Genomic DNA, 25,636 nt, shown 5'->3' on the forward strand with positions numbered 1-25,636 from the left:
CCTGTGGATAACCGTCTTGGCGCGAGGGCGTCCGGCACCTTAGCGTGGGCTCTCCACCCGACACTCCCACCGGCCCCGGCGTCCGATTTGTCGGTGCCGTGGCGTACAAAAGGAGCGGCTCCGCTCCACCCCAGCCACCGGCAAGGCCCGCTCCAACTTCGCACCACTCGCTGATCGGGGAACACGCGTGACCGGCCCCCAGTACGACGACCACGACGCCCCGCCGCCGGAGGAGGACTGGCAGAACGCCGAGGACCCCTTCCCGGCCGGAGTCTTCGACGACGCACCCTTCCCGGACGGGCCCGGCGACCGGCTCCCGGTCTCCCGCAACCGCGGCAACGGCCAGGGCGGCAACGGCCAGGGCGGTGGTCGGGGCGAGGGCTTCCGCAAGGGCGGCGCCGGGTTCAGTCCCAACGGCAAGAAGGGCGACCGCCGGGACGACCGGGGCCACCGGGACGACGGGGGCCAGGGCGGCGTCGACGGCTTCGAGCGGGTCCCCCCGCAGGACCTCGCCGCGGAGCAGTCCGTCCTGGGCGGCATGCTGCTGTCCAAGGACGCCATCGCCGACGTGGTCGAGGTGCTCAAGCCCGCCGACTACTACCGGCCCGCGCACGAGATGATCCACGGCGCGATCCTCGACCTGTACGCCCGCGGCGAGCCGGCCGACCCGATCACCGTGGCCGGCGAGCTCACCAAGCGCGGCGAGCTGCAGCGCGTCGGCGGCGCCCCCTACCTGCACACCCTGGTCAACTCCGTCCCGACCGCGGCCAACGCGGAGTACTACGCCCAGATCGTCCACGAGCGCGCCGTGCTGCGCCGCCTGGTCGAGGCCGGCACCCGGATCGCCGGCATGGGCTACGCGGCCGAGGGCGACGTGGACGAGATCGTCAACGCCGCCCAGGCGGAGATCTACGCCGTCACCGAGCAGCGCACCAACGAGGACTACGCGCCGCTGGCCGACATCATGGAGGGCGCCCTCGACGAGATCGAGGCGATCGGCTCCCGCAACGGCCAGATGTCCGGCGTGCCGACCGGCTTCGCCGACTTCGACCAGCTCACCAACGGCCTGCACCCCGGCCAGATGATCGTCATCGCGGCCCGTCCCGCCATGGGCAAGTCCACCCTGGCGCTGGACTTCGCCCGGGCCTGCTCGATCCACCACAAGCTGCCGAGCGTGATCTTCTCGCTCGAAATGGGCCGCAACGAGATCGCCATGCGCCTGCTCTCCGCCGAGGCCCGGGTCGCGCTGCACCACATGCGGTCGGGCAACATGACGGACGACGACTGGACCAGGGTCGCCCGCCGGATGCCCGACGTCAGCGAGGCGCCGCTGTTCATCGACGACTCGCCGAACCTGTCGATGATGGAGATCCGCGCCAAGTGCCGCCGGCTCAAGCAGCGCAACGACATCAAGCTGATCGTCATCGACTACCTCCAGCTGATGCAGTCCGGCGGCTCCCGCCGGGCCGAGAACCGCCAGCAGGAGGTCTCGGACATGTCCCGGAACCTGAAGCTGCTGGCCAAGGAGCTGGAAGTCCCGGTCATCGCGCTGTCCCAGCTGAACCGTGGTCCCGAACAGCGCACCGACAAGCGGCCGATGGTCTCCGACCTGCGCGAGTCCGGCTCCATCGAGCAGGACGCCGACATGGTCATCCTGCTGCACCGCGAGGACGCCTACGAGAAGGAGTCCCCGCGCGCGGGCGAGGCCGACCTGATCGTCGCCAAGCACCGTAACGGCCCGACCGCCACCATCACGGTCGCCTTCCAGGGCCACTACTCGCGCTTCGTCGACATGACCAGGGACTGACCCCGCCGCGGTGGTCACCCGACGGGCGACCACCGCGGTCGGTGCCGGTCAGAACCAGTGCAGGCAGTGTGGGGCGCGCTCGGCGCGGAACAGGGCGTCGGCCAGGGCGGCCGCCTCCGGGCGGTGGGCCCGGAGGTGTCCGGCCCGCACCAGGGTGCTCGGGGCGGTGCCGCCGAGGTAGACCGAGCCGAGGTCGCGCACGTCCAGCGAGAGGTCGGGCTCCCGGTCGGTCGGGACGCACTCGGCCTTGCCGTCCCGGACGGTCAGCAGGTGGCGGGCCCGCTCGCCGAGGAACGGATCGTCGACGTCGAGCACGAGCTCGCCGTCGGCGGACCAGCCGCGGGCGGTCAGCGCCTGCGGGACGTCCAGCAGCCGTACCCAGAGCCAGTCGGTGTCGTAGCTCGCCTCGGCGGCGCGGAAGTCCACGAGCTGCCAGCGCAGTGGGTGCCCGGGCGGGAAGTGCTTGAAGAGCACCTGGGTGACCAGGTCGTGGGCGAGCAGGAACCGGACCAGGGCCGTTGTGACGGCGTCGTCGACGGTGATCGTCTCGTCCACCTTCAGGGTCTCGCCGTCGACGGTGTAGGTGGCGTACCCGTCCGGGTGGCCGTCGGCGTCCCGGTGGACGGCGACGTAGCGCGGTGCCCGGGAGACCGGCGGCTGTCCCGCGCCCAGGGCCCACCAGCGGGGCGGCCGGGAGAGCGCGCCGGGCTGGGCGCGGCGGTAGCGGTCGTAGAGCTCCTCCAGGAGGTCCCCGCAGTCGGCGCGCCGCAGCACCTCGACCGTGCCCCGGTCCGGAGCGTCGGCGGCGGTGCCGCGCGCCCGGGGGAGGTCGAGGGCGGCGCCGGTGCGGGCGACCTTCAGGTTCCCGGTGTAGGTCGCCGGACCGTAGCCGAACCGGCCGTAGATCGGTGCCTCGGAGGCCAGCAGCACGGAGAGGAACTCCCCGCGGGCCCGCAGCCCGGCGAGCTGGTGGCGCATCATCGCCGTGAGCACGCCCCGCCGGCGGTGGGTGGGTAGGACGCCGACGTTGCTCACGCCGGAGACCGGGACGACGGCCCCGCCGGGCAGGGTGAGTTCGAAGGAGTACGCGGCGGCGGTGCCGACCGGCCGCCCGTCCTCCGCCACCGCCAGCACGCCGCGGTCCGGTTCGACCGCCGACCACCAGACGCCGCCGCCGTCCTCGGCCGGCGTCTCAGGGAAGCGGCCGAACGCGGTGTGGAGCGTGTCGACGAAGACGTCGAGGTCCTGATCGGTCGTGGAACGTATGTCCATGGCTGCCGCTGCCTCCCCTGGGTATCGGCCCCACGGTGCGTGGCGCCCGCGACAGTCCAGCCCCGCGCCGGGACGGGGGTCAACCGAATTAGGCGGCGGGGTGGCGACTCGGGTGGACAGGGTGGCGACGTCCGCACCGGCTTCGGAGAGGGGCGGGGGCGCAATGGACTACTGTCCCTGCCGTGAAGACGATACGACAGCTGTCCGCCCGCAGGGGCCGGGGGAGCGAGCAGTCCCAGACGGCTGGGGCGGCTGCCCGACTCGGCTGGCTCGACGCGCTGCGCGGCGTGGCCGCCCTCGTGGTCGCCCTGCACCACTTCGACGTGCTGAAACTGCTGCCGGACCGCCTGGCCGCCTTCGTCTGGTGGCACGCGGACCTCGGCCTGTACGGCGTCATGCTGTTCTTCCTGGTCAGCGGCTACATCATCCCGGCCTCGCTGGAGCGCCGCGGGAACGTGCGGGCGTTCTGGATCGGCCGGTTCTTCCGGCTCTGGCCGCCGGTGATCATCGGCATAGCGGTGGCGCTGGCGATCATCCCGAAGGGTGACGGCTCGGTCGCGCTCTTCGCGACCGGCCACAACTACGTGGCCGTGGCCGCCAACGCGACCATGCTGCAGGACTTCATGGGCGTCTGGAACGGCCTGGGCGTGATGTGGACGCTCAGCTACGAGATGGCGTTCTACTACATGGTCACCGCGCTCTTCGCGGTCGGTCAGCACCGCCGCAGCGGTCCGATCGCGGTCGGTTTCGCCGCGGTCGCGGTGCTCTTCGGCACCTCGATCGCCTCCCACACGATGACCGTCGACGCCGCCTCGACCCGTCACCTGGTGTGGGGCGCGGTGCTGATCGTGCTCTTCGCCTTCGCCTGCGTGCTGAGCGGCCGGGCGAACCTGACCCGGGTCGGGGCGATCACGCTCGGCCTGCTGGCCTTCGTGCTGATGTACAACAACAGCCGGGCTCCGATGTTCGAGACCCTGATGATCTTCGCGACGATGTTCGCGGGCACCGTGGTCTACCGCGCCGAGAAGGGCCAGATCGACCGGCTGCAGGCGGTGCTCTGCTGCGGCTTCGTGCTCGCCGCCGGCGTGGCCGTCGCGTGGTTCTACAACCGCAACGGCATGGAGAACAACACCTGGACGGCCGGGCCGCGGGCCTGGGCCGGCTCCTTCGTCGGGGCCTGGATCACCTTCGGGATCGGCTTCGCGCTGCGCAAGCGCCGCTTCCCGAAGCCGCTGACCTGGCTCGGTGGGATCAGCTTCTCGCTCTACCTGCTGCACGTCCCGGTGCTGCACACCCTGCACTACGCGCTGGACGTGCCCAAGGTGCCCCCGACGACCAGCGGCAAGGTGATCTGGACGGCCGAGTACCTGGCCGTGATCATGATCGCGAGCTGGCTCATGTACAAGCTGGTGGAGCTGCCGGTCCAGAAGCTGGGCCGCAAGGTGGGCAAGTGGGCGGACCGGCGCTGGCCGGGCGGCGAGCTTCCGGCGCTGGCGTTCGCGGTGCCGGCCGGTCCGGTCACGGCCGCACCTTCGGTGCCCGGCCCGGCATCAGCTGCGCCGGAGCGGACCGTGGAGCCGGTACCGGTCGAGGTCGGTGCGGGCGGGCCCGGTTCACGGGACCGCTGACCGGCTGAGAGTTGCGAGCAAGGGCCCGCCCCCGCTGGGGGGCGGGCCCTCACTCGTTCGCGGTGCGGCCGTCAGACCGTGACGGTGGCGCGGAAGAGGGTGCTGCCGGTGCCGGCGAGGCGGGTCGGGGTGCCCGTGGCCGGGAGGAAGGCGGACTGGCCGCGGGCGAGGTCGAGCACGGCGCCGTCGGCGGCGGTGAGGCGTACGGCGCCCTCGGTGCAGAGCACGATCTGCGGGGTGCGGCCGTCGATCTCGCGGTCGACGCCGTCCAACTCGAAGCGGGAGAGCCGGAATTCGTCGATCGGGACGGGGTAGAGCTGCTCGCCGGGGGTGGAGTCGACCCGGACGGGGTGCACCACCTCGGGGGCGCCGGGTTCGAAGAGCACGACCTTCAGCAGCTCCGGCACGTCGATGTGCTTGGGGGTCAGCCCGGCCCGCAGCACGTTGTCCGAGTTGGCCTGGAGCTCCACGCAGACGCCGGACAGGTAGGCGTGCGGCACGCCGGCGGCCAGGTAGAGCGCCTCACCGGCCCGCAGTCGGACGTGGTTGAGCAGCATGCCGACGATCACGCCGCGGTCGTCCGGGAAGTCCTCGGCGATCCGGGCGTACGGGGCGTGCTCGCCGTCCGGGTCCGTCCCGGCGAGCGCCGCGACGGTCTCCCGGACGGTCCGCTCGGCGGTCGCGTCGTCCATGGTGAGCACGGCGGCCAGGGCGCCGCGCAGCGCCTCGGCCTCGGCCTTGTCGTCCCCGGGGTCCTCGACCGACAGCAGCTCGATCAGCGGCTCCAGTCCGGGCACCGCGAGGGCGGCCAGCAGCGCGGCCGCCGCGGCGGGCCGGCGGAAGCCGCACAGTCCCTCGAACTCGCCCAGCGCGCAGACCATTTCGGGCTTGTGGTTGGCATCGCGGTAGCTGCGCTCGGGGGCGTCCAGCGGGAGTCCGAGGGCGTTCTCGGTGGCGAAGCCGGCCCGGGCCTGGTCCAGCGTGGGGTGGGCCTGGATGGACAGCGGCAGGCCCGCGGCGAGCACCTTGAACAGGAAGGGCAGGCTCGGACCGAAGCGGGCCGTGCTCGCCGCGCCGAGTTCGCCCTCGGGGTCGGCCGCGATCAGCTCGTCCAGCCGTCGCGGACCCTCGCCGCGGTCGGCGCGGGACGGGTCGCCGGGGTGGGCGCCCATCCACAGCTCGGCCTGCGGCTCACCGGTGGGCTCCTGCCCCAGCAGCTCGGGCAGGGCCGTGAGCGACCCCCAGGCGTACGGGCGGACGGTGTTGACGAGCCTGTCCATGCGCGCGGTCCTACTCCTTCGCTGACGGGGGCGGCCCCCGGACGTTCCGAGTCCGGATCGCCGGGGCGGGCCCGGCGGTACGGGCGGGTCCCGGCACGAGCAAGGGCATCGACCCTAGCCGACCCCGGTCGTCCGCGGGGAAACGGTGGGCACCAGGTGGGAGTGCGGTGGTCCTACCAGCGGTTCCCGGGCGCGGTAGTAGGATGCCAGGACGCAGTAGTCTCCGCCCTCCGCAGCATCCTCCACCGTGGTCATCCCGTCGGCGGGCTGTCGGCGGGGCCGCGTTCCAGAGTGCGGGCGACGGTGTTCTGACACTCCCCGCCATCGGCCGAGAGGTTTGTACGTGACCGTGAACCAGCAGAGTTTTGCTGATCTCGGCAGGGTCCTGGTGATCATCCCGACCTACAACGAGGCGGAGAACGTCGAGCGGATCGTCGGCCGGGTCCGCGCCTCGGTGCCCGAGGCGCACGTGCTGGTCGCCGACGACAACAGCCCCGACGGCACCGGCGAGCTGGCCGACAAGCTGGCCGCCGAGGACCAGCACGTCCACGTCATGCACCGCAAGGGCAAGGAGGGCCTGGGCGCCGCCTACCTCGCGGGTTTCCGCTGGGGCATCGACAACGGCTACGACGTCCTGGTCGAGATGGACGCGGACGGCTCGCACCAGCCCGAGGAGCTGGACCGGCTGCTGAACGCGCTGCGCGGCGCCGACCTGGTGCTCGGCTCGCGCTGGGTGCCGGGCGGCCGGGTGGTGAACTGGCCGAAGTCGCGCCTGCTGCTCTCCCGCGGCGGCTCCACGTACTCGAGGCTGATGCTGGGCGTGCCGATCCGGGACGTCACCGGCGGCTACCGGGCCTTCCGCAAGGAGACCCTGCTGGGCCTGGGCATGGACGAGGTGGCCTCGGCCGGGTACTGCTTCCAGGTCGACCTGGCCTGGCGCACGGTGAAGGCGGGCTTCAAGGTGGCCGAGGTGCCGATCACCTTCGTCGAGCGCGAGCTCGGCGCGTCCAAGATGAGCCGCAACATCGTGGTCGAGGCGCTCTGGCGGGTGACCACCTGGGGCATCGCCGACCGGGTGGCCCGCTTCCGTGGTGGCGCCGCCACGCGCTGAGTCCCAGTGCCGAAGGGCCCGTCCGCCGTGCAACGGCGGACGGGCCCTTCGGCGTGTCCGGGGCCGGTGCGGGCCGGTCAGCAGCCGCCCCGGAGGGCGCTCTCCGGCAGGTAGCGGTCCGCCCAGACGGCCAGTTCGGTGAGGGCCGGCTTCAGCGCGACGCCGCCCTCGGTGAGCCGGTAGCTGACCCGTAGCGGGGGGCCGGGGTCGACCTCGCGGACGACCAGTCCGGCCTCGGCCAGCTCGGTCAGCCGGTCGGAGAGCATGCGTTCGCTGATGCCCGGGACGGCCCGGCGCAGCTCGGAGAAGTAGGCCGGACCGCCGTTGTTGAGCACGCCCAGCAGCATGCCGGTCCAGCGCTTGCCGAGCAGGGTGAACACCCGGTTGAGGGCCAGGTCGACGTTGCCGCAGCCGCCGGGGCCCGCGGCGGCCGCGCACGGGTCGTCGACGGCGGTCGGGACTGCGTCGGTGACTACCTCGTGCTCGGCCATGGATCAAGCGTACTCGATATGTCCGTAGTGACTGCAGAAAAGTAAGCTGCTACCGTACTTGCAGCTGCGACGGAAAAAGCAGCTGCTTATTCTCTGGAGGTCATGCCATGCCCACGCTCCTGCACATCGACTCCTCGGCGATCACCGACGGCTCCGTCTCCCGCGAGGTCACCGCCGCCTTCCGGGCCGCCTGGGAGGCCGAGCACCCCGGAGGCACGGTGATCCACCGGGACCTCGCCGCCGAGCCCGTCCCGCACCTGGACGCCCACGGCATCACCGCCGGGTACGCCCCGGCGGAGGCACGCGACGCCGAACAGGCCGCCGCCTTCGCGCTGCGCGAGCGGCTGATAGCCGAGCTGGAATCCGCCGACGCGGTGCTGATCGGCGCCCCGATGTACAACTTCACGATCCCGTCGACCCTCAAGGCCTGGCTGGACCACGTGATCCTGATGGGCCGCACCGCCGGCGAGTCGCCCTCCGCCAAGGGCACCCCGGTCACCGTCGTCGCCTCCCGCGGCGGCTCGTACGGCCCCGGCGCCCCGCGCGAGCCGTTCGAGTTCGTCACCACCTACCTGGAGAAGGTGCTGGGTGGCGGCCTCGGGCTGGAGGTCGAGTTCATCGTCCCGGAGTTCACCCTCGCGGCGTCCGTCCCGGCGCTGGCCGAGTTCGTCCCGGCCGCCGCCGAGTCCAGGGCCCGGGCCCTGGAGCTGGCCGCCCGCCGGGGCAAGGAGCTGGCCGCCCGCTTCGCGGCGTGACGTGCGGGAGGGCGCGTCCGACGATCCCGCCGGGCGCGGATCGTCGGACACGCCCGAGGCTCGCCCCGACGGGCGCGCCTTCCGCGCAATCGGCCGCCGGTGCTCCCATGCTGTAGGGCGCAGGAAGTCCGACCGCCGAGCAGAGGGAGCCACCCGTGACGTCGTCCCCGCCCGAGGAGGGCTCCGGCGCGGAACGGGCCGACGCCGAGCCCGTCACGGCCGCCGCCGATGGTGCTGACGGTGCCGGTGACGCGGAGCGGACCGCCCGGCCGCTGGAGGTCGCCGTCTTCACCGGGCCCGAATCGGCCTTCTTCACCACCTCCACGCTGATCCTCGGTGAGCGGACCGCGATCCTGGTGGACGCCCAGCTCACCCGCAGCGCCGGACGCGAACTGGCCGAGTGGGTCGCGGGCAAGGGCCGCCGACTGCTCGCCATCGTGGTCACCCACCAGCACCCCGACCACTACTTCGGCGCCGAGGAGGTGCTGAAGCTCTTCCCGGACGCCCAGCTGCTGGCCGCCCCGGTGGTGGTCGAGGGCATCCGGCGCACCGTCGCGGCCAAGGTCGCCCAGTGGAAGCCCGTCTACGGCGACGACATCCCGGACAACCCCTCGGTCCCCGCCCCGCTGCTGCCCCAGCCACTGATGCTGGACCGCCAGGTGATCCCGGTGCTGCTGCTCGGCCAGGCGGACTGCGGGGAGTCCTCGGTCGTCCACGTGCCGAGCATCCGGACCGTGATCGCCGGGGACTTCGTCAGCAACGGCACCCACGTGTGGACCGCCGACACCACGCCGGCCCAGCGCACCACCTGGGGCCACAACCTCGACCGGATCGCCGACCTCGGCGTCGACCGGGTCATCGCCGGACACCGCGCCCCCGAACAGGGCGATGACGCCGCCCGGGTGCTCGCCTTCACCGGGGAGTACCTGCGGGACTTCGACCGGCTGCTGGCCGAGCACCCGGACGATCCGGAGGCGCTGATCACCGCGATGAACGAGCGGTACGGGGAACTGACCCTGCCGTCCTTCCTGCAGCTGGGCGCGGCCGCGAACACCGCCCGGGCCGCCTCCCCGGAGTCCGGACCGGAGGCGGAGGACGGAGACTCCGAATCGGAGGCGGCGGACGAGGACGAGGGCGGGGACGGCGAGTAGGGCGGGATACTGGCCGCATGACGACGCCGTACGACGTGATCGTTCCGGCGGGCGGCGCGGCCCGGAGGTTCGACGGGGCCGACAAACCCGGCCTGACCGTGGGAGAGACCACCCTGCTGGACCGGGTGCTCGCTGCCTGCGCCGGCGCCCGGACCACCGTCGTGGTCGGTCCGGCCCGGCCGACCACGCGCGCGGGCGTCCGGTGGACCAGGGAGCAGCCGCCCGGCGGCGGGCCGGTCGCCGCCGTCGCGGCCGGACTCGACCTGGTCACCGCGGACACCGTGCTGCTGCTCGCCGCCGACCTGCCCTTCCTCGACCGGCGGACGGTGGAACGGCTGGCATCCGCCCTCGAAGAGGCCGGGCCGTACACGGACGTCGCCGTCCTGGTCGACGCGGGCGGACGCGACCAGCCGCTCACCGCCGCTTACCGCACCGCCGCGCTGCGCGCCGCGCTGGCCGCCCTCGGCGGCGACCCGGCCGGACAGCCGCTGCGCCGCCTCGTCGGCGGGCTGAACCGGCTGCGGGTGGCCGACACGGACAACGTCGCGTACGACTGCGACACCTGGGAGGACCTGGAACAGGCGAGGGAGCGCGACCGGTCCTGAGCGCCCCCGGCGCGCGGGCGAGCGTGGCCGTCGTGGACGGGGCCGGGCGCGCCCGGTGGTCGCAGCGCTGCCGGTGGCCGCTGCCGGGCGGCGATGACCAGGCACCGCGGAGGGAACCTCACCGCGGCCACCCCCGGGCTGTGAGGGAAACGACGCACGCCGCACACGGGGCGAACACGCCGGGGAAACCGCCGATCGGGCAGCATGGGCGCATGGAGCGCACGCTGGAAGACTGGATCGCCGAGGTCAAGGCCGACCTGGGCATCGACCTGGACGTGGACGTCCGGGGACTGCTCGACACGGCCCGGGTGGTCGCGCACGGAGTGGCCCGGCCGGCCGCGCCGCTGACCGCCTTTCTGATCGGCTACGCGGCCGCCCAGCAGGGCGGCGGACCGGCCGCCGTCGCCGAGGCGTCCCGGCGGACCACGGCGCTCGCCGAGCGGTGGCAACCCGCTGACGGCCCGGAGGAGCCGTGAGCACGGTCGGACGGACCACCGTGACCGTTCCCCCGACCCGTCCCGGCGTGCTGAGCTGGTCGCGCGCCCGGGAAACCGCGCGCCGGGCCGGGCTGCGCCCGCTGCCGGTGGTCGGTCTGCCACTGGCCGGGGCGCTCGGGCACGTCCTCGCCGAGCCGCTCGGCGCGCTGACCGACCTGCCCGCCTTCGACACCTCGGCGATGGACGGCTGGGCGGTCGCCGGACCCGGTCCCTGGCGGGTCGCCGGACGGGTGCTGGCCGGGCGCACCGAGGTCGCACCGCTGGCCGACGGCAGCGCGGTCGAGATCGCCACCGGCGCCCAACTGCCACCCGGAGCCACCGCCGTACTGCGCCGGGAGCACGGCAGGACCGAGGGCACGCTGCTGCGCGAGCGCGGCCCGGAGAAGCTGACAACCGGTCAGGACGTGCGCCCGCGCGGCCAGGAGTGCCGCCGGGGTGAGGAACTGCTGCCCGCCGGGACGGTGATCGGTCCGGCCGTGCTCGGCCTGGCCGCCGCCTGCGGGCACGACCGGCTCGCGGTGCGCCGCCGTCCGGTGGTCCAAGTCCTGGTACTGGGGGACGAGTTGATCGACAGCGGGACCCCAGGCCCGGGGCTGGTACGGGACGCGCTGAGCCCGCTGTTGCCGCCCTGGCTGCACGCGGCCGGTGCGGAGGTGGCCGAAGTGCGCCGCGTGCGCGACGACTTCGGGCTGCTGCGGGACGCCCTGCGGTACTCCACCGCCGACGTGGTGGTCACCACCGGCGGGACGGCCGCCGGACCGGTGGACTTCCTGCACCGGGCGCTCGCCGAGGTCGGCGCCCGGCTACTGGTGGACGGCGTGGCCGTCCGTCCCGGGCACCCCATGCTGCTGGCCGAACTCCCCGGCGGGCGCCACCTGGTGGGCCTGCCCGGCAACCCGCTGGCGGCCGTCGCCGGGATGGTCACGCTCGCCCTGCCGCTGCTGCACGCCCGTAGCGGACGGGCCGCCTTCGGCCCCGCACCCGCCCCGGCGGCCGTCCTGTTTCCCGGGCACCCGGTGGACACCCGGCTCCAGCCGGTGCGCCGCACCGCCGAGGGGGTCGTACCGCTCGCCTTCGACGGGCCCGCGATGCTGCGCGGCCTCGCCCGGGCCGAGGCGCTGGCGGTGATCCCACCCGGCGGGGCGGCGGCGGGGGAGGTCGTCGAGCTGGTGGAGGCGCCGTGAGCGAGCTCACCGTAGGGGTGGGCGTTTGAGCGAGCGGAGCGAGGTCATCGTCGAGAGGTGCGTGTGGGCGAATGCCCCTGCCGAGCGCGGCGGGGTGGGCGTTTGAGCGAGCGGAGCGAGGTCATCGTCGAGAGGTGCGTGTGGGCGAATGCCCCTGCCGAGCGCAGTGAGGCGGGCGCATGAGTGGGCTGTGCCGCCCGGTCACCCGGGCCGAGGCGGGGCACGGCCCGCGCGAGTGCGAGGACCTGGTGGTCGCGGTGGTGCGCGGCCGACGGGTGCTCAACTACAACGAGCCGAAGGCCGCGGTGCTGCAGCTGACCGACCGGGTGATCGTCATCAAGTCGACGGCGTAGGGCGGGCCCTGGCGGCCGGACCACCGTGCGGCGCAGTAGGTTCGGTGCATGCATGCGATGACGATTCCCGTACCCGGCGGCCCCGAGGCACTGGTGTGGGCCGAGGTGCCCGACCCGGTGCCTGGCGAGGGCGAGGTCCTGGTCGAGGTGGCGGCCACCGCCGTCAACCGTGCCGATCTGCTTCAGCGGCAGGGCTTCTACAACCCGCCGCCCGGCGCCTCGCCCTACCCGGGGCTGGAGTGCGCCGGGCGGATCGTCGCGCTCGGGCCGGGCGTGGCCGGCTGGGCCGTCGGCGACGAGGTGTGCGCGCTGCTGTCCGGCGGCGGTTACGCGCAGCGGGTCGCGGTGCCGAGCGGGCAGCTGCTGCCGCTGCCGAAGGGGCTGAGCCCGGAGCAGGCCGCCGCGCTGCCGGAGGTGGCCTGCACGGTGTGGTCCAACGTCTTCCTCACGGCCCACCTGCGGCCGGGCGAGACGGTGCTGCTGCACGGCGGCGCGAGCGGGATCGGCACGATGGCGATCCAGCTGGCCAAGGCGGTCGGTGCGCGGGTCGCGGTGACGGCGGGCAGCCCGGAGAAGCTGGCCCGGTGCACCGAGCTGGGCGCCGACATCGTGATCGACTACCGCGAGCAGGACTTCGTCGAGGCGCTCCGGGAGGCCACCGACGGCGCCGGGGCGGACGTGATCCTGGACATCATGGGCGCCAAGTACCTGCAGCGGAACGTGGACGCGCTGGCGGTCAACGGGCGGCTGGTGGTCATCGGGCTGCAGGGCGGGGTGAAGGGCGAGCTCGACCTCAACACGCTGCTGCGCAAGCGGGCGGCGGTGATCGCCACCAACCTGCGCGGGCGGCCGCTGGCGGAGAAGGCGGCGATCGTGGCGGCGGTGCGGGAGCACGTGTGGCCGCTGGTCGAGTCCGGAGTGGTGAAGCCGGTGGTCGACCGGGTGTTGCCGTTGACCGACGCCGCCGCCGGGCACCGGGTGCTGGAGGCGGGGGAGCAGGTCGGGAAGGTCGTGCTGACGGCCTGAGCGGCGTGGCGTGAGGGGTTCGAAATGCCGCGATTGCCGGATTGTGTGAGGCTGGTCCGGAGCTGTCTCGCCGCCGGTCCCGCCCCCGGGCGTGGTCGGCCGTCGGAAGGACTCCGACCGTGGCTGCAACTCCGCACGACGTCCTCGGGCCGCTGCCGACCGCGCCGCCGCCCGCCGCGCCCCACCCCCGTCGTACCCGCCGGACCAGCCGTTCCCGGTGGCTGCTCGCGGCGGCCGTGCTGGGACTGACGCTCCCGCTGGCCGCCGTGACCACGGCGGTGGCGGAGCCGTCCCCGGGCGCCTCGGCCCCGGCGGCGGACTCCCCGGCTCCCGACTCCCCGGCTGCGGATTCCCCCGTACCGGACTCCGCTGTGCCGGTCTCCCCGGCTCCCGACGTCTCGGCTCCGGACGCCTCGGCGCCGGGGGCCGACGGGCGGGCCGATCCGGCCGAGGCCTCCGGGCCGTCACCCAACGCGGCGCCGCCGCAGCAGCACATGGTGCCCGACCGGTCGCGTCCGGACTTCTACGAGAGATGGGCGCGCCACCACCGCCCGGTCTCGGCGCCGGAGCGGCGCCCGGACGCGACCGTGGACCGGGTGCCCGACCGGGCGCGCGGTCAAGCGCCCGGTCAGGCTCCGGGCCAGCCGTCGAACCAGGCTCCGGGCCAGGCCGTCGAGCAGTCGCCCGAGCAGGACCGGGGCGGCACCGCCGACCAGTCCGGCTCGGACTCCGACGCGGACGCCCCGGACGCCTCGGCTCCCGCCGACGACCAGGGTGCCGGCACGGCGGCCTCCGGCCGGCCCGCGGCCGCCGGGACCGTCCCGGCCGTCCTCCCGGCCCACTGGCAGGACCCCTCCACCCTCCAGCTGCCGCTGGGCGTGGGCCTGGGGCTGATCGGCTGCGGCCTGGGGCTGATCGGCGTGCGGCTGCGGAAGGGCTGAGCCGGGGGCTCGCAGAGTGGCGGGGCGGCGTCGCAGGGCTGTGGGGCCCGGGGCGCCGCCCCCGGGCGGCTGGCCGGGGTGCGGCTGCGGAAGGGCCGGGCCCCGTCGAGCCGGTGCGCGGGTGGCGGGTGGCGTGGAGATTCCGTGGGGGTTTCCGGGGCGGGTGACGCGCCGCCGTGGCGGACCGGAGCGGCCGGGGAACTGAGTATCCGTACGGATTCCCGGGCCGCCCGCGGGGGCGTACCGTCGTGACGGGGTGGCGCAGGACGGCGGGACGAACGGGGGCTTCCGCCCGACCAACCCCAGTGAGAGAGAATGTTGTTCATGACGAATCCGATGAACGAGCGCTCGTCGCAGGAGCCCTTCCGGGCCGGCGGCGGGCAGCCGCAGGACGGCCAGAAGGTGCTGATCGTCGGACCGGACGGGCTGCCCGTGGGCCAGGGGTTCGCCGGGGCGACGATGGAGGGGGACGACGAGGCGGACGTGCCCCGCGAGCTCCCGGTGACCGAGATGGTCGAGCAGCCCGCCAAGGTCATGCGCATCGGCAGCATGATCAAGCAGCTGCTGGAGGAGGTTCGGGCGGCGCCTCTCGACGAGGCCAGCCGGGCTCGGCTGAAGGACATCCACGCCAGTTCGATCAAGGAACTGGAGCTCGGGCTGGCCCCGGAGCTGGTCGCCGAGCTGGAGCGGCTCTCGCTGCCGTTCACCGAGGACAGCATCCCGACCGAGGCCGAGCTGCGGATCGCCCAGGCCCAGCTGGTGGGTTGGCTGGAGGGCCTCTTCCACGGCATCCAGACCGCCCTGTTCGCCCAGCAGATGGCCGCGCGGGCGCAGCTGGAGCAGATGCGGCGCGCGCTGCCACCCGGTTCGCACGGTGTCGACCCGGACGAGGAGGACCCGGGCCAGGGCCGCGGGATCCGTTCCGGCCCGTACCTGTAGGGCCGCCGGGGCCGGACGTACCACGACGATCCGCCCCGGACCGCACCGCCGCAGGACGGCGCCGGCGGTCCGGGGCCAGGATCGGCCCTGGACCGGTCACCGTCGGCGGAAGCCGATACCCTGACCCCTGTCGCTGGCCGGTCGAGCCGCCGCGGCAGGGGATCGCCGGGCCGGTGGGCCGGGCCCACCACGTACGGACGAGACCGAACGTCACGGTCGCGGCAGCACCACCGCGCCGAGGGGGAGCAGAGGACCATGAGCGAGCACGGCAACGCGGTCGAGGGCTTCTCCCTGGGCAACGGCCGCTATGTGCTGCAGCGGCTGCTGGGCGAGGGCGGCATGGCCTCCGTGCACCTCGCGTACGACAGCGTGCTGGACCGGCAGGTCGCGTTGAAGAGCATGCACAGCGAGCTGGGCCGGGACGACTCGTTCAAGGAGCGGTTCCGCCGCGAGGCCCAGGCCGTGGCCCGGCTGGAGCACCCCAACATCGTCACGGTGTACGACAGCGGCGAGGACGTCGCCCCGGACGGTTCCAGCACGCCGTACATCGTCATGCAGCTGATCGACGGCAAGGGCCTGCGCGAGACGATCAACGAGGCGGTCGCCCAGCACGGCGCGGTGCCCACCGAGGAGGCCCTGAAGGTCACCGTCGGCGTGCTGAACGCGCTGGAGGCCTCGCACGACATGGGCCTGGTGCACCGCGACATCAAGCCCGGCAACGTCATGTTCGACCGCAAGGGCAATGTCAAGGTCATGGACTTCGGCATCGCCCGGGCGCTGGAGTCCGGCGTCACGTCGATGACGCAGACCGGCATGGTGGTCGGCACCCCGCAGTACCTGTCGCCCGAGCAGGCGCTCGGCAAGCCGGTGGACGCCCGTTCCGACCTGTACTCGGTCGGTGTGATGCTCTTCGAGATGCTCACCGGCCAGCTGGTCTTCGACGGCGACTCGGCCTTCTCGATCGCCTACAAGCACGTCCAGGAGGAGCCGCCGGCGCCCTCCAGCCTCAACCGCTCGATCACCCCGGCGGTGGACGCCTACGTCGCCCAGGCGCTGCGCAAGGACCCGGCGCACCGGTTCCAGAGCGCGGCCGCGATGCGGGACGAGGCGGAGCGGCTGATCGCGGAGCTGAAGGGCGGCGGCAGCGGGCACGCGCTGCAGGCCAGCTCCCCGCTGGTGATCAAGGAGGGGCCGCGCTCGGTGCACGCCGGTCCGCAGGCGCCGCAGACCCCGCACCCGCAGTACCTCCAGCAGGGCGGGCAGCCCCAGTACCAGACCCCGCCGCCCGCCTACCAGACGCCGCACCCGCAGGCGCCGCGGACGCCGCACCCGTTCCCGCAGCAGCAGCAGCAGCAGCAGCCGCAGTACCGGACCCCGCCGCCCGCCTACCAGACCCCGCGCCCGCAGGCCCCGCACACGCCGCACCCGTTCCCCCAGCAGGGACAGCGGCCGCCGATGCACACCCCGGGCCCGCAGCCGATGCCGCCGTACCAGCAGCCGAAGCCCAACGGCGGCGGCTGCTCCACGGCCTTCGTGGTGATCGCGATCATCGTCGGCGTGCTGGTGCTGGCCGGCATCATCATCGCGATCGTGGTCAACAAGGCGGAGAAGAACACCAACGGCAAGTTCCACTCCGAGCGGCCCGCCGCGGTCGTGGTGGTGGGTCCGCAGGCCGACCGGAACGGTCTGCTCTGACCGTTTCCCGCCGCTTCGCGCGTGTCACGGGTGCGCGCCGGAAGCGGTAGCGTTCGGGGATACGTAAGCGACAGGGCACCGCGATCCGAGCGAACGCCCGGGGCGAGGAGCGATGGCACAGACGCAGCAGCCGGACGACGAGGCGGGTGCCCGAGCGGTCGGACGGACCGGCGGCACGCCGAGGATCCCCGAGCCGGGCAGCGAAGCCGCGACATCCGCGCTGCCGCCCTTCGGCGGGGCCGGCGGACCGCAGACACCGGGCCGCGGAGTGCCGCTGGGCACGGTCGGCGACGGCCGCTACCGGCTGACCCACCGGCTCGGCCGCGGCGGCATGGCCGAGGTGTTCGCCGCCGAGGACGTGCGGCTGGGCCGCACCGTCGCGATCAAGCTGCTGCGCGGCGAGCTGGCGCAGGACGACGTCGCCCGGCTGCGCTTCACCCGCGAGGCACACGCCGTCGCGGCGCTGAACCACCACGCGATCGTCTCGGTCTACGACACCGGCGAGGAGTACGTCGGGGACGAGTCCACGCCGTACATCGTGATGGAGCTGGTCGAGGGCCGGACCGTCCGCGAGCTGCTGGTGGACGAGGAGGCGCCGCCGGTCGACCAGGCGCTGATCATCATCGCCGGGGTGCTGGAGGCGCTGGCCTACAGCCACCGCAACGGCATCGTGCACCGCGACATCAAGCCCGCCAACGTGAGCATCACCACGACCGGCGCGGTCAAGGTGATGGACTTCGGCATCGCCCGCGCGCTGACCGGCGGGGCCACCACGATGACCCAGACCGGCATGGTCATGGGCACCCCGCAGTACCTGTCGCCCGAGCAGGCGCTCGGCAAGCCGGTCGACCACCGCTCCGACCTCTACGCGGCCGGCTGCATGCTCTACGAGCTGCTCACGCTGCGCCCGCCGTTCACCGGCGACACCCCGCTCTCGGTGGTCTACCAGCACGTCCAGGACCCGCCGGTGCCGCCCTCGCAGGCCAACAGCCGGGTGCCGGTCGGCCTGGACGGGCTGGTGCTGCGCTCGCTCGCCAAGAACCCGGACGACCGCTTCCAGGACGCCGACGAGTTCCGCGCCCACCTGCAGCACGCGCTGCGCGAGATGCACGGCGCGGCCGGGGCCGGCTGGGTCGGTGCCGCGACCGGGATGCCCGGCGACACCGGGGCCACCCAGGTGCTCCGGCCGGACCGCGCGGCGGCCACCCAGGCCTTCGGCGCGGTCGCGGCGGGCGACCAGACCTCGGTCCTGCCGTACTCGGCGGGCGGCCAGCACAGCCCCTCGTCCTACCAGGGCGGCGGCGGCCCGTACGGCGGTGGCGGCGAGGACGACCACGGCGGGGACGGCGGTCGGCGGCGCGGGCCTTGGGGCTGGGTGGCCGGCGGGATCGCCGTGCTGGTCGCGGCCGGGGCCGGGATCGCCTTCGCGCTCAGCAGCGGTGGCGGCGCCATGGACCACACGACGCCCCCGACGCCCGCCCCGGTGGTCAACACCACCGAGCCGACCACGCCCACCCAGAACGGGCAGCCGACGCCGCCGCCGTCGTCGTCGGGCGCCGGCAGCAGGCGGCCGACCCAGCCGGCCGACAGCGGGTCGTACGGCTGGAGCGGCGGGAGCGGCGGCAACAACATGTCTCCGTCACCGGGTTCGGGCAAGCACACCCAGGCCCCGACGCCGACGCCGACCCACTCGGCGACCTCCACCGCGACGGCGACCAGTGGGGCGAGCACGACGCCGTCGGCGCCGGCGGGCGGTGACGGCGGCAGCACCGCTAGCCAGAAGCCGACCACGAAGCCGACCGGCGGCGGGAGCGGCGGCGCGGGCGGAGCCGGCGCCGGGGGCGTGGGCGGGGTGACGCCGCCGGCCACCAACTGACGGTTCAGTTGACGAAGGCGTCCAGGACCTGCTCGTACTCCTGGCACCACCACGCCAACTGCGCCGCCGAGGCGGGGTACAGCGGGTCGGCCCGGTGGTCGGCCCGCTGGTAGCGCCACTGCAGCATCCAGAAGTCGTTCAGCCGTTCCCACCAGACCCGGTGGACGGCGGCGGCCAGGTGCTCGGCGGTGGCGGCGCCGGAGGCCCGGTAGGCCTGTGAGTAACGGCGGACCCGGACCAGGTCGAGGGTGCCGGTGGTCCGGTCGTTGAAGAGCAGGGTGGCGGCGCGGACGGCCTCCTCGGCGCGCGGCTGCGGGCCGAGCTTGTCCCAGTCGAGCACGGCGGCGACCCGCTCGCCGTCCGGGCCCTCGTCGTACAGCAGGTTGAGGCCGTGGAAGTCGCCGTGGGTCCAGCCGGTGGGCGGGGCGTCGAGCGGGTCGGGGCGGCGGTGGGCGTGCTCGGCGAGCAGTTCCAGCCGTTCGCCGAGCCGTTGTTCGACCAGGGCGTCCAGGTCGTCGTACGGGCGGTGCTCGCGGGCGCGGCGCCGCAGCTCGCGGGCCAGTTCGGCGCTGTCGAGGGGGTCGGCGCTGCGATAGCCGGCGGGCGGGTCGAGGGGGGCGCAGACGTCGTCGAGCGCGCCGTGCAGTCGGCCGAGCAGCGTGCCGAGCGCGTCGCACCGCGCTGGTTCGAGCTCCGTACCGTGCCGGTGTCGGCCGTCCACCCAGGGGAACAGCGCGAACATCCGGCCGTTCGGGGCGGCCACCGTCCCGCCGCGGTCGGCGCAGCTCAGCGGGGGTACCACCGGCAGCCCCAGGGCGTTCAGGTCGGTCATGGCGCGGTGGTGGGCGAGGATCTTCGGGCGGCTGGCGGTGGCGGTGTCGACGTAGCACTTGAGGAAGTAGTCGCCGGCCTCGGTCGTGACCCGGTAACCCCGGTTGAGCAGGCCTTCGGCGACCGGTTCGGCGGTCAGCAGCCGCCCCACCCGGAAGCGGGCCAGGACCTCGACGAGTGCGCTGCGGGGGACGGGTGGACTGAGGGTCCCCATCGGCGGGGCGGAGAGGTCGGGGCGGGCCGGGGCGCAGGCGAGGGTCTGGCTGAAAGTCACGTGCAGAGGTTATGGCCCCTTGGTGGGGGCCCTTGACAAACCGTCAGGAGTGTGAAAGGGCCAGGGTTCAGTGCTGGTGGTCGGCCTGGTGCCGCGCCACGTACGCCGCCGCCTGGGTGCGTCGCTCCATGCCCATCTTGGCGAGCAGACTGGAGACGTAGTTCTTCACCGTCTTCTCGGCGAGGTGCAACTCGTTGCCGATCTGACGGTTGGTCATCCCCTCGCCGATCAGGTCCAGGATCCGCCGCTCCTGCTTGGTGAGCTGCGCCAGCCGTTCGTCCTCCCTCTCGCCGCCGTCGCGCAGCCGGGCGAGCACCCGGCTGGTGGCGACCGGGTCGAGCAGCGAGCGGCCCGCCGCGACGTCCCGGACGGCGGTGATCAGGTCGGTGCCGCGGATCGCCTTCAGGACGTAGCCGGCGGCGCCCGCCATGATCGAGTCGAACAGGGCCTCGTCGTCCGAGAACGAGGTCAGCATCAGGCACTTGATCTCCGGCAGCCGGGAGCGGATCTCCCGGCAGACCTCGACCCCGTTGCCGTCCGGCAGCCGGACGTCGAGCACGGCGACGTCGGGGTGGACCGCGGGAATCCGGGTGAGCGCCTCGGCGGCCGTGCCGGCCTCGCCGACGATCTCGATGTCGTCCTCGACCGAGAGCAGATCGTGCACCCCCCGGCGGACGACCTCGTGGTCGTCGAGCAGGAACACCCTGATTTGTCCGTTATCAGTCACGCCCAAAGCCTCCCATATCACCGTACACAAGGCGTATCGTTCGCAGCGCCGTAAAGGCGTGATCCGGCCACAGCCGCCGAAACCGATACCGAGAACCCCCTTACGTACGGGCTTCCGCCCGGATAACGTGCGCTGGTGTCCTGAAGGCGCTCGAATTGAGAGCTGCGTCACGCCGACCGTCACCCCCACCCTTCCGACGGCGAGCCGGGCGCGGCACCCTCGGGGTTGTAGGCCCTGAACAAGTAGGACGTCCTAGCGCAAGCGCGCCAAGGGCGGACGCTGGGTAACGTTCTCGTGAGGGACGCCGTCGGAACAGGATCACCACCTGCCACGCAGTAGGTGCGCACACCCACGCGCGCCCCGCGAGGCGGTGACCGGACCGGTCACCGGCGACCCCGGGCGGCCGGACAGACCGAGGAGTGAACGTGACCGTCAAAAGCACGGCGAGGGCTCGCAAGAAGGCGGCCCCCGCTGTCCCTGACACCCTCCGCGCCACGGGGACGGACGCCCAGCCGGAGCTCGTACAGCTGCTCACGCCGGAAGGCGAGCGGGTCGAGCACCCGGACTACCCCCTGACCACCACTCCGGAGGAACTGCGCTCGCTCTACCGCGACCTGGTGCTGGTGCGCCGGTTCGACGGCGAGGCGACCGCCCTCCAGCGCCAGGGCGAGCTGGGCCTGTGGGCCTCGCTGCTCGGCCAGGAGGCCGCCCAGGTCGGCTCCGGCCGGGCCATGCGCACCGGTGACTACGCCTTCCCGACCTACCGCGAGCACGGCGTGGCCTGGTGCCGCGACGTCGACCCGCTGAACCTGCTCGGCATGTTCCGCGGTGTGAACCACGGCGGCTGGGACCCGAACGAGAAGAACTTCCACCTGTACACCATCGTGATCGGCGCGCAGACCCTGCACGCCACCGGCTACGCGATGGGCATCACCAAGGACGGCGCCGACGACGCGGTGATCGCGTACTTCGGCGACGGCGCCTCCAGCCAGGGCGACGTCAACGAGGCCTTCACCTTCGCCTCGGTCTACAACGCCCCGGTGGTCTTCTTCTGCCAGAACAACCAGTGGGCGATCTCCGAGCCCACCACCACCCAGACCAAGATCCCGCTGTACCGCCGCGCCTCCGGCTTCGGCTTCCCGGGCGTCCGGGTCGACGGCAACGACGTGCTGGCCTGCCTCGCGGTCACCCGCTGGGCGCTCGACCACGCTCGCAGCGGCAACGGCCCGGTGCTGATCGAGGCCTTCACCTACCGGATGGGCGCGCACACCACCTCCGACGACCCGACCCGCTACCGGCTCGCCGAGGAGACCGAGGCCTGGAAGGCCAAGGACCCGATCCTGCGGCTGCGCACCCTCCTGGAGAAGGAGGGACTGGCGGACGAGGAGTTCTTCACCGCCGTCGACGCCGAGAGCGAGCAGCTGGGGCTGCGGGTGCGCGAGGGCGTGCGCAGCATGCCGGACCCGGACCCGACGCTGATCTTCGACCACGTGTACAGCGAGCCGCACGCGCTGGTCGATGAGGAACGGGCCGAGTACGTCGAGTACGCGGCCTCCTTCGAGGCGGGGGAGAACCACTGATGGCCGGTCAGCTGAGCATCGCCAAGGCGCTCAACGACGCGCTGCGCAAGTCGCTGGAGAAGGACCCGAAGACCGTCCTGATGGGCGAGGACATCGGCAAGCTCGGCGGCGTCTTCCGGATCACCGACGGCCTGCAGAAGGACTTCGGCGAGGACCGGGTGATCGACAGCCCGCTGGCCGAGTCCGGCATCATGGGCACCGCGATCGGCCTCGCGCTGCGCGGCTACCGCCCGGTGGTGGAGATCCAGTTCGACGGGTTCGTCTACCCCGCCTTCGACCAGATCGTCTCCCAGCTGGCCAAGATGCACGCCCGTGCGCTGGGCCACGTCAAGATGCCGGTGACCGTGCGCATCCCCTACGCGGGTGGTATCGGCGCGGTCGAGCACCACAGCGAGTCGCACGAGGCGTACTTCGCCCACACCGCCGGTCTGCGGGTGGTCACGCCGTCCAACGCGCACGACGCGCATTGGATGCTGCGCCAGGCCATCGAGTCCGACGACCCGGTCATCTTCCTGGAGCCCAAGCGGCGTTACTGGGACAAGGGCGAGGTCGGCGCCACCGCCGACCTGGCGCTGCACGACGCCCGGATCGTCCGCCCCGGCACCGACGCGACGCTGATCGCGTACGGCCCGATGGTCAAGGTCTGCCTGGAAGCCGCCGCGGCCGCGGAGGAGGACGGCCGCCGGCTGGAGGTCGTCGACCTGCGCTCGCTCTCCCCGGTGGACTTCACCACCCTGGAGGAGTCGGTCAAGCGCACCGGTCGGGCCGTCGTGGTGCACGAGGCGCCGGTCTTCCTGGGCATGGGCGCCGAGTTGGCCGCCCGGCTCACGGAGCGGTGCTTCTACCACCTGGAGGCACCGGTCCTGCGGGTCGGCGGCTACTACGCCCCGTACCCGCCGTCCCGCGTCGAGGAGGCCTTCCTCCCCGACCTGGACCGCGTGCTCGACGCCGTCGACCGCGCGCTCGCGTACTGATACCGGGGAGCGTAGATGACCACCGAAGTTCGCTCGCTCCGCGAGTTCAAGATGCCCGATGTGGGCGAGGGCCTCACCGAGGCCGAGATCCTCAGCTGGTACGTCAAGCCCGGTGACACCGTCACCGACGGGCAGGTCGTGTGCGAGGTGGAGACCGCCAAGGCGGCGGTGGAGCTGCCGATCCCGTTCAACGGGGTCGTCGAGCAGCTCTTCTTCCCCGAGGGCTCGACGGTCGACGTCGGCACCGTGATCATCTCGGTCGCGGTGGCCGGGGAGGCGGGGGCCGCGCCGGCCGCCGCACCCGCTCTGGCTGCCGCACCCGCGCCGGCCGCGGCTGCCGCGCCGGCGCCGGCCGCCGAGGCCGAGCCGGAGCGCCGGGAGGTGCTGGTGGGCTACGGCCCGCGCACCGGCACCGCCCAGCGCCGGGCCCGGCGGACGACCACCACCACGACGAAGGCGGCCGCCCCGCAGCCGGCCCAGGTCGCGCCCGCGGCCCCGGCCCCGGTCCCGACTGGACCGGTGGCCGAACCGCAGCTCGGCGCCCGGCCGTTGGCCAAGCCGCCGGTGCGCAAGCTGGCCAAGGACCTCGGCGTCGACCTGCGGGCCGTCACCCCGACCGGCCGGGACGGCGTGATCACCCGCGAGGACCTGCACGCCTATGCCGAGGCCCAGGCCGCTCCGGCGGCCCCGGCCGTCGAGCCGGTCGTGGTCGAGGCCGCCGAGGCCGTCGTGGCCCCGGTGCCGGTGTCCGGCGCGGGCGACGTCCGGGTGCCGATCAAGGGCGTCCGCAAGGCGACCGCGCAGGCGATGGTGGCCTCGGCCTTCACCGCCCCGCACGTCACCGAGTTCGTCCAGGTCGACGTGACCCGCACGATGAAGTTCGTCCGCAAGCTCAAGGAGAGCGGCGAGCTGGGCCGGGACGTCCGGGTCAGCCCGCTGCTGCTGGTCGCCAAGGCGCTGCTGGTGGCGATCAAGCGGCACCCGGAGATCAACGCCCAGTGGGACGAGGCGGCCCAGGAGATCGTGGTCAAGGGCCAGGTGAACCTCGGCATCGCCGCGGCCACCCCGCGCGGCCTGATCGTCCCGAACATCAAGGACGCCGGGTCCAAGACCCTCGCGGGCCTGGCCACTTCGCTCGGCGAGCTGGTCGAGACGGCACGTCAGGGCAAGACCTCGCCGGCCGACATGCAGGGCGGCACGGTCACCATCACCAACGTCGGCGTCTTCGGCGTCGACACCGGCACCCCGATCCTCAACCCGGGCGAGGCGGCCATCCTGGCCTTCGGCGCGGTCCGGGAGCTGCCGTGGGTGCACAAGGGCAAGGTGGTCCCGCGCCAGGTGACCACGCTCGCGCTCTCCTTCGACCACCGGCTGGTGGACGGGGAGTTGGGCTCCAAGGTGCTGGCCGACATCGCCGGCCTGCTGGAGTTCCCGAAGCGCCTGATCACCTGGGGCTGACGCCTCCGGAGACATGACGAAGGGGCCCTCGCTCCGCACCGCCGTGCGGAGCGAGGGCCCCTTCGCCGTACCAGACCGTCGACTACCGCTGGCGGCGGAGGCGGCGGACGACGAGCAGGACGCCGGCGCCGAGCGCGAGCAGCGCGGCGGCCGAGGTGGCGAGGAAGGTGTCGGTGCCGGAGGAGCCGGTGTGGGCCAGCTCGGCGGTGCCGGCCGGTGCGGAGGCCGCCGGCGCGGAAGGAGTGGCCTGCGGAGCCGGGGACCCGGCGGAGGGCTGCTCGGTCTTCTCGGCGGCCTGCTTGGCGGCGGTCTGCTCGGCGGGTGCGGGCTTGGCGGGTGCGGGCTTGGCGGCCGGGGTCGGCTTCCCGGTGGTCGGCGCGGTCCTGGGGTGGGTGACCTTCACGGTGCGGTTGCCCCAGTACTCCAGCGTGGCCTTGTCGGTGACGGCGTCCGTCACCAGCGTCAGCGTGCTCAGGTCCTTCGGCGAGGCGGGGGAGAGCGAGACCCGGAACACGAAGTCGGCGGCCCGGCCGTTGGCCAGCGGCTGCGCCAGCGAGTCGGTGTCGGCGTCGATCCCGATGCAGCCCGCGTTGAGCTCGAGCGGCTTCCAGCTGCCGTTCTGCTCGACCTCGACCCGTACGTCCCTGGTACGCAGGGAGGTGCCCGCCAGGCTGAAGCTCGGCGCGGCCTTGGCGACGTCGGCTCCGGTGAAGTTGGTCATCCCCACTCCGAACTCGGTCCAGCTGCCGTCGGCGGCAAGGCTGTTGGACAGGGGGTCGCGGAAGTCCGAGTTCGGGACGGTCGGCTTGCGGACGGAGGGGTCGAACACCGGAGAGGTGCCGAACCGGGCGTCGCCGCAGGCCCAGGCGGTGTCGCTCATCGCGAGGACCTGGACGCCGCCCGCGAGGACGGCGGTGGCGGCGAGGACGGCGATGCGGCGGCGGCCGGAGAAGGCGCGGTCGTTCTTCGCAAAACGGTTGATAACGGACGTACGCATGACGTGACTCCCCAAGGTCATGGGCCTGACGGTGTGTTGGGTGAAGACGACCGGCTCCGCTCCTGGTGAGCGGAAGCGCCCCCCGGCTCCGCCGGTCTCGCTCTCCGTGCCTTCACCCTGATAGACGTCCATCACCGTCGGGGGTTGCAGGTGGATCGAAAACTTTTTCCGGGAGTCTTCGGCC

General features: G+C 73.4%; 22 protein-coding genes and 1 pseudogene. 17 read left to right on the forward strand and 6 right to left on the reverse strand.

The window, feature by feature from the left end; genetic code table 11:
• The first annotated feature begins 187 nt into the window (after positions 1–187).
• Complete coding sequence (gene dnaB, locus BOQ63_RS23560) at positions 188–1,807, forward strand: replicative DNA helicase (RefSeq protein ID WP_072654916.1); 1,620 nt, start codon at positions 188–190, stop codon at positions 1,805–1,807.
• 48 nt (positions 1,808–1,855) lie between these two features.
• On the opposite strand, the gene BOQ63_RS23565 is transcribed toward dnaB, so the two are convergent.
• Positions 1,856–3,079 (reverse strand): GNAT family N-acetyltransferase, encoded by a 1,224-nt coding sequence (locus BOQ63_RS23565; RefSeq protein ID WP_030278281.1) that lies wholly within the window; start codon positions 3,077–3,079, stop codon positions 1,856–1,858.
• A 182-nt stretch (positions 3,080–3,261) separates the two neighbouring features.
• Here BOQ63_RS23565 and BOQ63_RS23570 point away from each other — a divergent pair, with 182 nt between their 5' ends.
• Positions 3,262–4,707 (forward strand): acyltransferase family protein, encoded by a 1,446-nt coding sequence (locus BOQ63_RS23570; protein WP_072654917.1) that lies wholly within the window; start codon positions 3,262–3,264, stop codon positions 4,705–4,707.
• A 71-nt stretch (positions 4,708–4,778) separates the two neighbouring features.
• Here the strand turns inward: BOQ63_RS23570 and manA are convergent, their stop codons facing one another.
• Positions 4,779–5,987 (reverse strand): mannose-6-phosphate isomerase, class I, encoded by a 1,209-nt coding sequence (gene manA, locus BOQ63_RS23575; protein ID WP_030278283.1) that lies wholly within the window; start codon positions 5,985–5,987, stop codon positions 4,779–4,781.
• Between the two features lie 343 nt (positions 5,988–6,330).
• Between manA and BOQ63_RS23580 the strand changes: the two genes are divergently transcribed.
• The gene (locus BOQ63_RS23580) at positions 6,331–7,098 is read left to right on the forward strand and encodes a polyprenol monophosphomannose synthase (RefSeq protein ID WP_030552087.1); all 768 of its coding nucleotides are present in this window, start codon (positions 6,331–6,333) and stop codon (positions 7,096–7,098) included.
• A gap of 77 nt (positions 7,099–7,175) precedes the next feature.
• On the opposite strand, the gene BOQ63_RS23585 is transcribed toward BOQ63_RS23580, so the two are convergent.
• The gene (locus BOQ63_RS23585; RefSeq protein WP_078866947.1) at positions 7,176–7,589 is read right to left on the reverse strand and encodes a winged helix-turn-helix transcriptional regulator; all 414 of its coding nucleotides are present in this window, start codon (positions 7,587–7,589) and stop codon (positions 7,176–7,178) included.
• 107 nt (positions 7,590–7,696) lie between these two features.
• Here BOQ63_RS23585 and BOQ63_RS23590 point away from each other — a divergent pair, with 107 nt between their 5' ends.
• The 11 genes and pseudogenes from BOQ63_RS23590 to BOQ63_RS23640 all read left to right on the forward strand — a co-directional run bounded on the left by BOQ63_RS23590 (position 7,697) and on the right by BOQ63_RS23640 (position 18,611).
• Positions 7,697–8,344 (forward strand): FMN-dependent NADH-azoreductase, encoded by a 648-nt coding sequence (locus BOQ63_RS23590; protein WP_030278286.1) that lies wholly within the window; start codon positions 7,697–7,699, stop codon positions 8,342–8,344.
• Positions 8,345–8,499: 155 nt separating this feature from the next.
• Positions 8,500–9,495: an MBL fold metallo-hydrolase gene (locus BOQ63_RS23595; RefSeq protein WP_072654918.1), complete on the forward strand. Its 996-nt coding sequence runs from the start codon at positions 8,500–8,502 to the stop codon at positions 9,493–9,495.
• A gap of 17 nt (positions 9,496–9,512) precedes the next feature.
• Complete coding sequence (gene mobA, locus BOQ63_RS23600) at positions 9,513–10,100, forward strand: molybdenum cofactor guanylyltransferase (protein ID WP_050366681.1); 588 nt, start codon at positions 9,513–9,515, stop codon at positions 10,098–10,100.
• Positions 10,101–10,294: 194 nt separating this feature from the next.
• A pseudogene (locus tag BOQ63_RS23605) lies at positions 10,295–10,576 on the forward strand (DUF6457 domain-containing protein); the annotation flags it as partial.
• Positions 10,573–11,781 carry a molybdopterin molybdotransferase MoeA gene (locus BOQ63_RS23610; protein ID WP_454130364.1) on the forward strand — a complete coding sequence of 403 codons (1,209 nt, stop codon included), beginning with the start codon at positions 10,573–10,575 and terminating at the stop codon, positions 11,779–11,781. The pseudogene BOQ63_RS23605 and the gene BOQ63_RS23610, both read left to right, overlap by 4 nt.
• Positions 11,782–11,960: 179 nt before the next feature.
• A complete protein-coding gene (locus BOQ63_RS23615; RefSeq protein WP_370863234.1) occupies positions 11,961–12,134 on the forward strand; it encodes a hypothetical protein in 174 nt (57 codons plus the stop codon).
• 48 nt (positions 12,135–12,182) lie between these two features.
• Positions 12,183–13,160: an NAD(P)H-quinone oxidoreductase gene (locus tag BOQ63_RS23620; protein ID WP_030552074.1), complete on the forward strand. Its 978-nt coding sequence runs from the start codon at positions 12,183–12,185 to the stop codon at positions 13,158–13,160.
• Positions 13,161–13,279: 119 nt separating this feature from the next.
• Positions 13,280–14,101: a hypothetical protein gene (locus BOQ63_RS23625; protein ID WP_030278292.1), complete on the forward strand. Its 822-nt coding sequence runs from the start codon at positions 13,280–13,282 to the stop codon at positions 14,099–14,101.
• Positions 14,102–14,425: 324 nt separating this feature from the next.
• Complete coding sequence (locus BOQ63_RS23630; RefSeq protein WP_030278293.1) at positions 14,426–15,040, forward strand: bacterial proteasome activator family protein; 615 nt, start codon at positions 14,426–14,428, stop codon at positions 15,038–15,040.
• Between the two features lie 255 nt (positions 15,041–15,295).
• Positions 15,296–16,735, forward strand: a complete 1,440-nt coding sequence (locus BOQ63_RS23635; RefSeq protein WP_072654920.1) for a protein kinase domain-containing protein — start codon at positions 15,296–15,298, stop codon at positions 16,733–16,735.
• A 112-nt stretch (positions 16,736–16,847) separates the two neighbouring features.
• Positions 16,848–18,611, forward strand: a complete 1,764-nt coding sequence (locus tag BOQ63_RS23640) for a protein kinase domain-containing protein (protein ID WP_094742898.1) — start codon at positions 16,848–16,850, stop codon at positions 18,609–18,611.
• A gap of 4 nt (positions 18,612–18,615) precedes the next feature.
• Here BOQ63_RS23640 and BOQ63_RS23645 read toward each other — a convergent pair whose 3' ends face one another.
• Both BOQ63_RS23645 and BOQ63_RS23650 read right to left on the reverse strand, forming a co-directional pair.
• Positions 18,616–19,716, reverse strand: a complete 1,101-nt coding sequence (locus BOQ63_RS23645) for a phosphotransferase (RefSeq protein ID WP_223886026.1) — start codon at positions 19,714–19,716, stop codon at positions 18,616–18,618.
• Between the two features lie 67 nt (positions 19,717–19,783).
• Entirely contained in the window at positions 19,784–20,443 is a 660-nt protein-coding gene (locus BOQ63_RS23650) for a response regulator (protein ID WP_030278297.1), read from the reverse strand.
• 425 nt (positions 20,444–20,868) lie between these two features.
• Here BOQ63_RS23650 and pdhA point away from each other — a divergent pair, with 425 nt between their 5' ends.
• Genes pdhA through BOQ63_RS23665 form a run of 3 tightly spaced genes read left to right on the forward strand, consistent with a single transcriptional unit; the run spans position 20,869 to position 24,455 of the window.
• Positions 20,869–22,023 (forward strand): pyruvate dehydrogenase (acetyl-transferring) E1 component subunit alpha, encoded by a 1,155-nt coding sequence (gene pdhA / locus BOQ63_RS23655; protein ID WP_030278298.1) that lies wholly within the window; start codon positions 20,869–20,871, stop codon positions 22,021–22,023.
• Positions 22,023–22,997, forward strand: coding sequence for an alpha-ketoacid dehydrogenase subunit beta (locus BOQ63_RS23660; protein WP_030278299.1), 975 nt, complete (start codon positions 22,023–22,025; stop codon positions 22,995–22,997). Before pdhA ends, BOQ63_RS23660 begins: the two co-directional genes overlap by 1 nt.
• 15 nt (positions 22,998–23,012) lie before the next feature.
• Entirely contained in the window at positions 23,013–24,455 is a 1,443-nt protein-coding gene (locus tag BOQ63_RS23665; RefSeq protein WP_150476077.1) for a dihydrolipoamide acetyltransferase family protein, read from the forward strand.
• A gap of 82 nt (positions 24,456–24,537) precedes the next feature.
• On the opposite strand, the gene BOQ63_RS23670 is transcribed toward BOQ63_RS23665, so the two are convergent.
• Positions 24,538–25,452, reverse strand: a complete 915-nt coding sequence (locus tag BOQ63_RS23670; protein ID WP_030278301.1) for a hypothetical protein — start codon at positions 25,450–25,452, stop codon at positions 24,538–24,540.
• Positions 25,453–25,636 lie beyond the last annotated feature (184 nt).

It is taken from the genome of Streptomyces viridifaciens (assembly GCF_001888885.2).
Classification (GTDB): Bacteria; Actinomycetota; Actinomycetes; order Streptomycetales; family Streptomycetaceae; genus Kitasatospora; species Kitasatospora aureofaciens.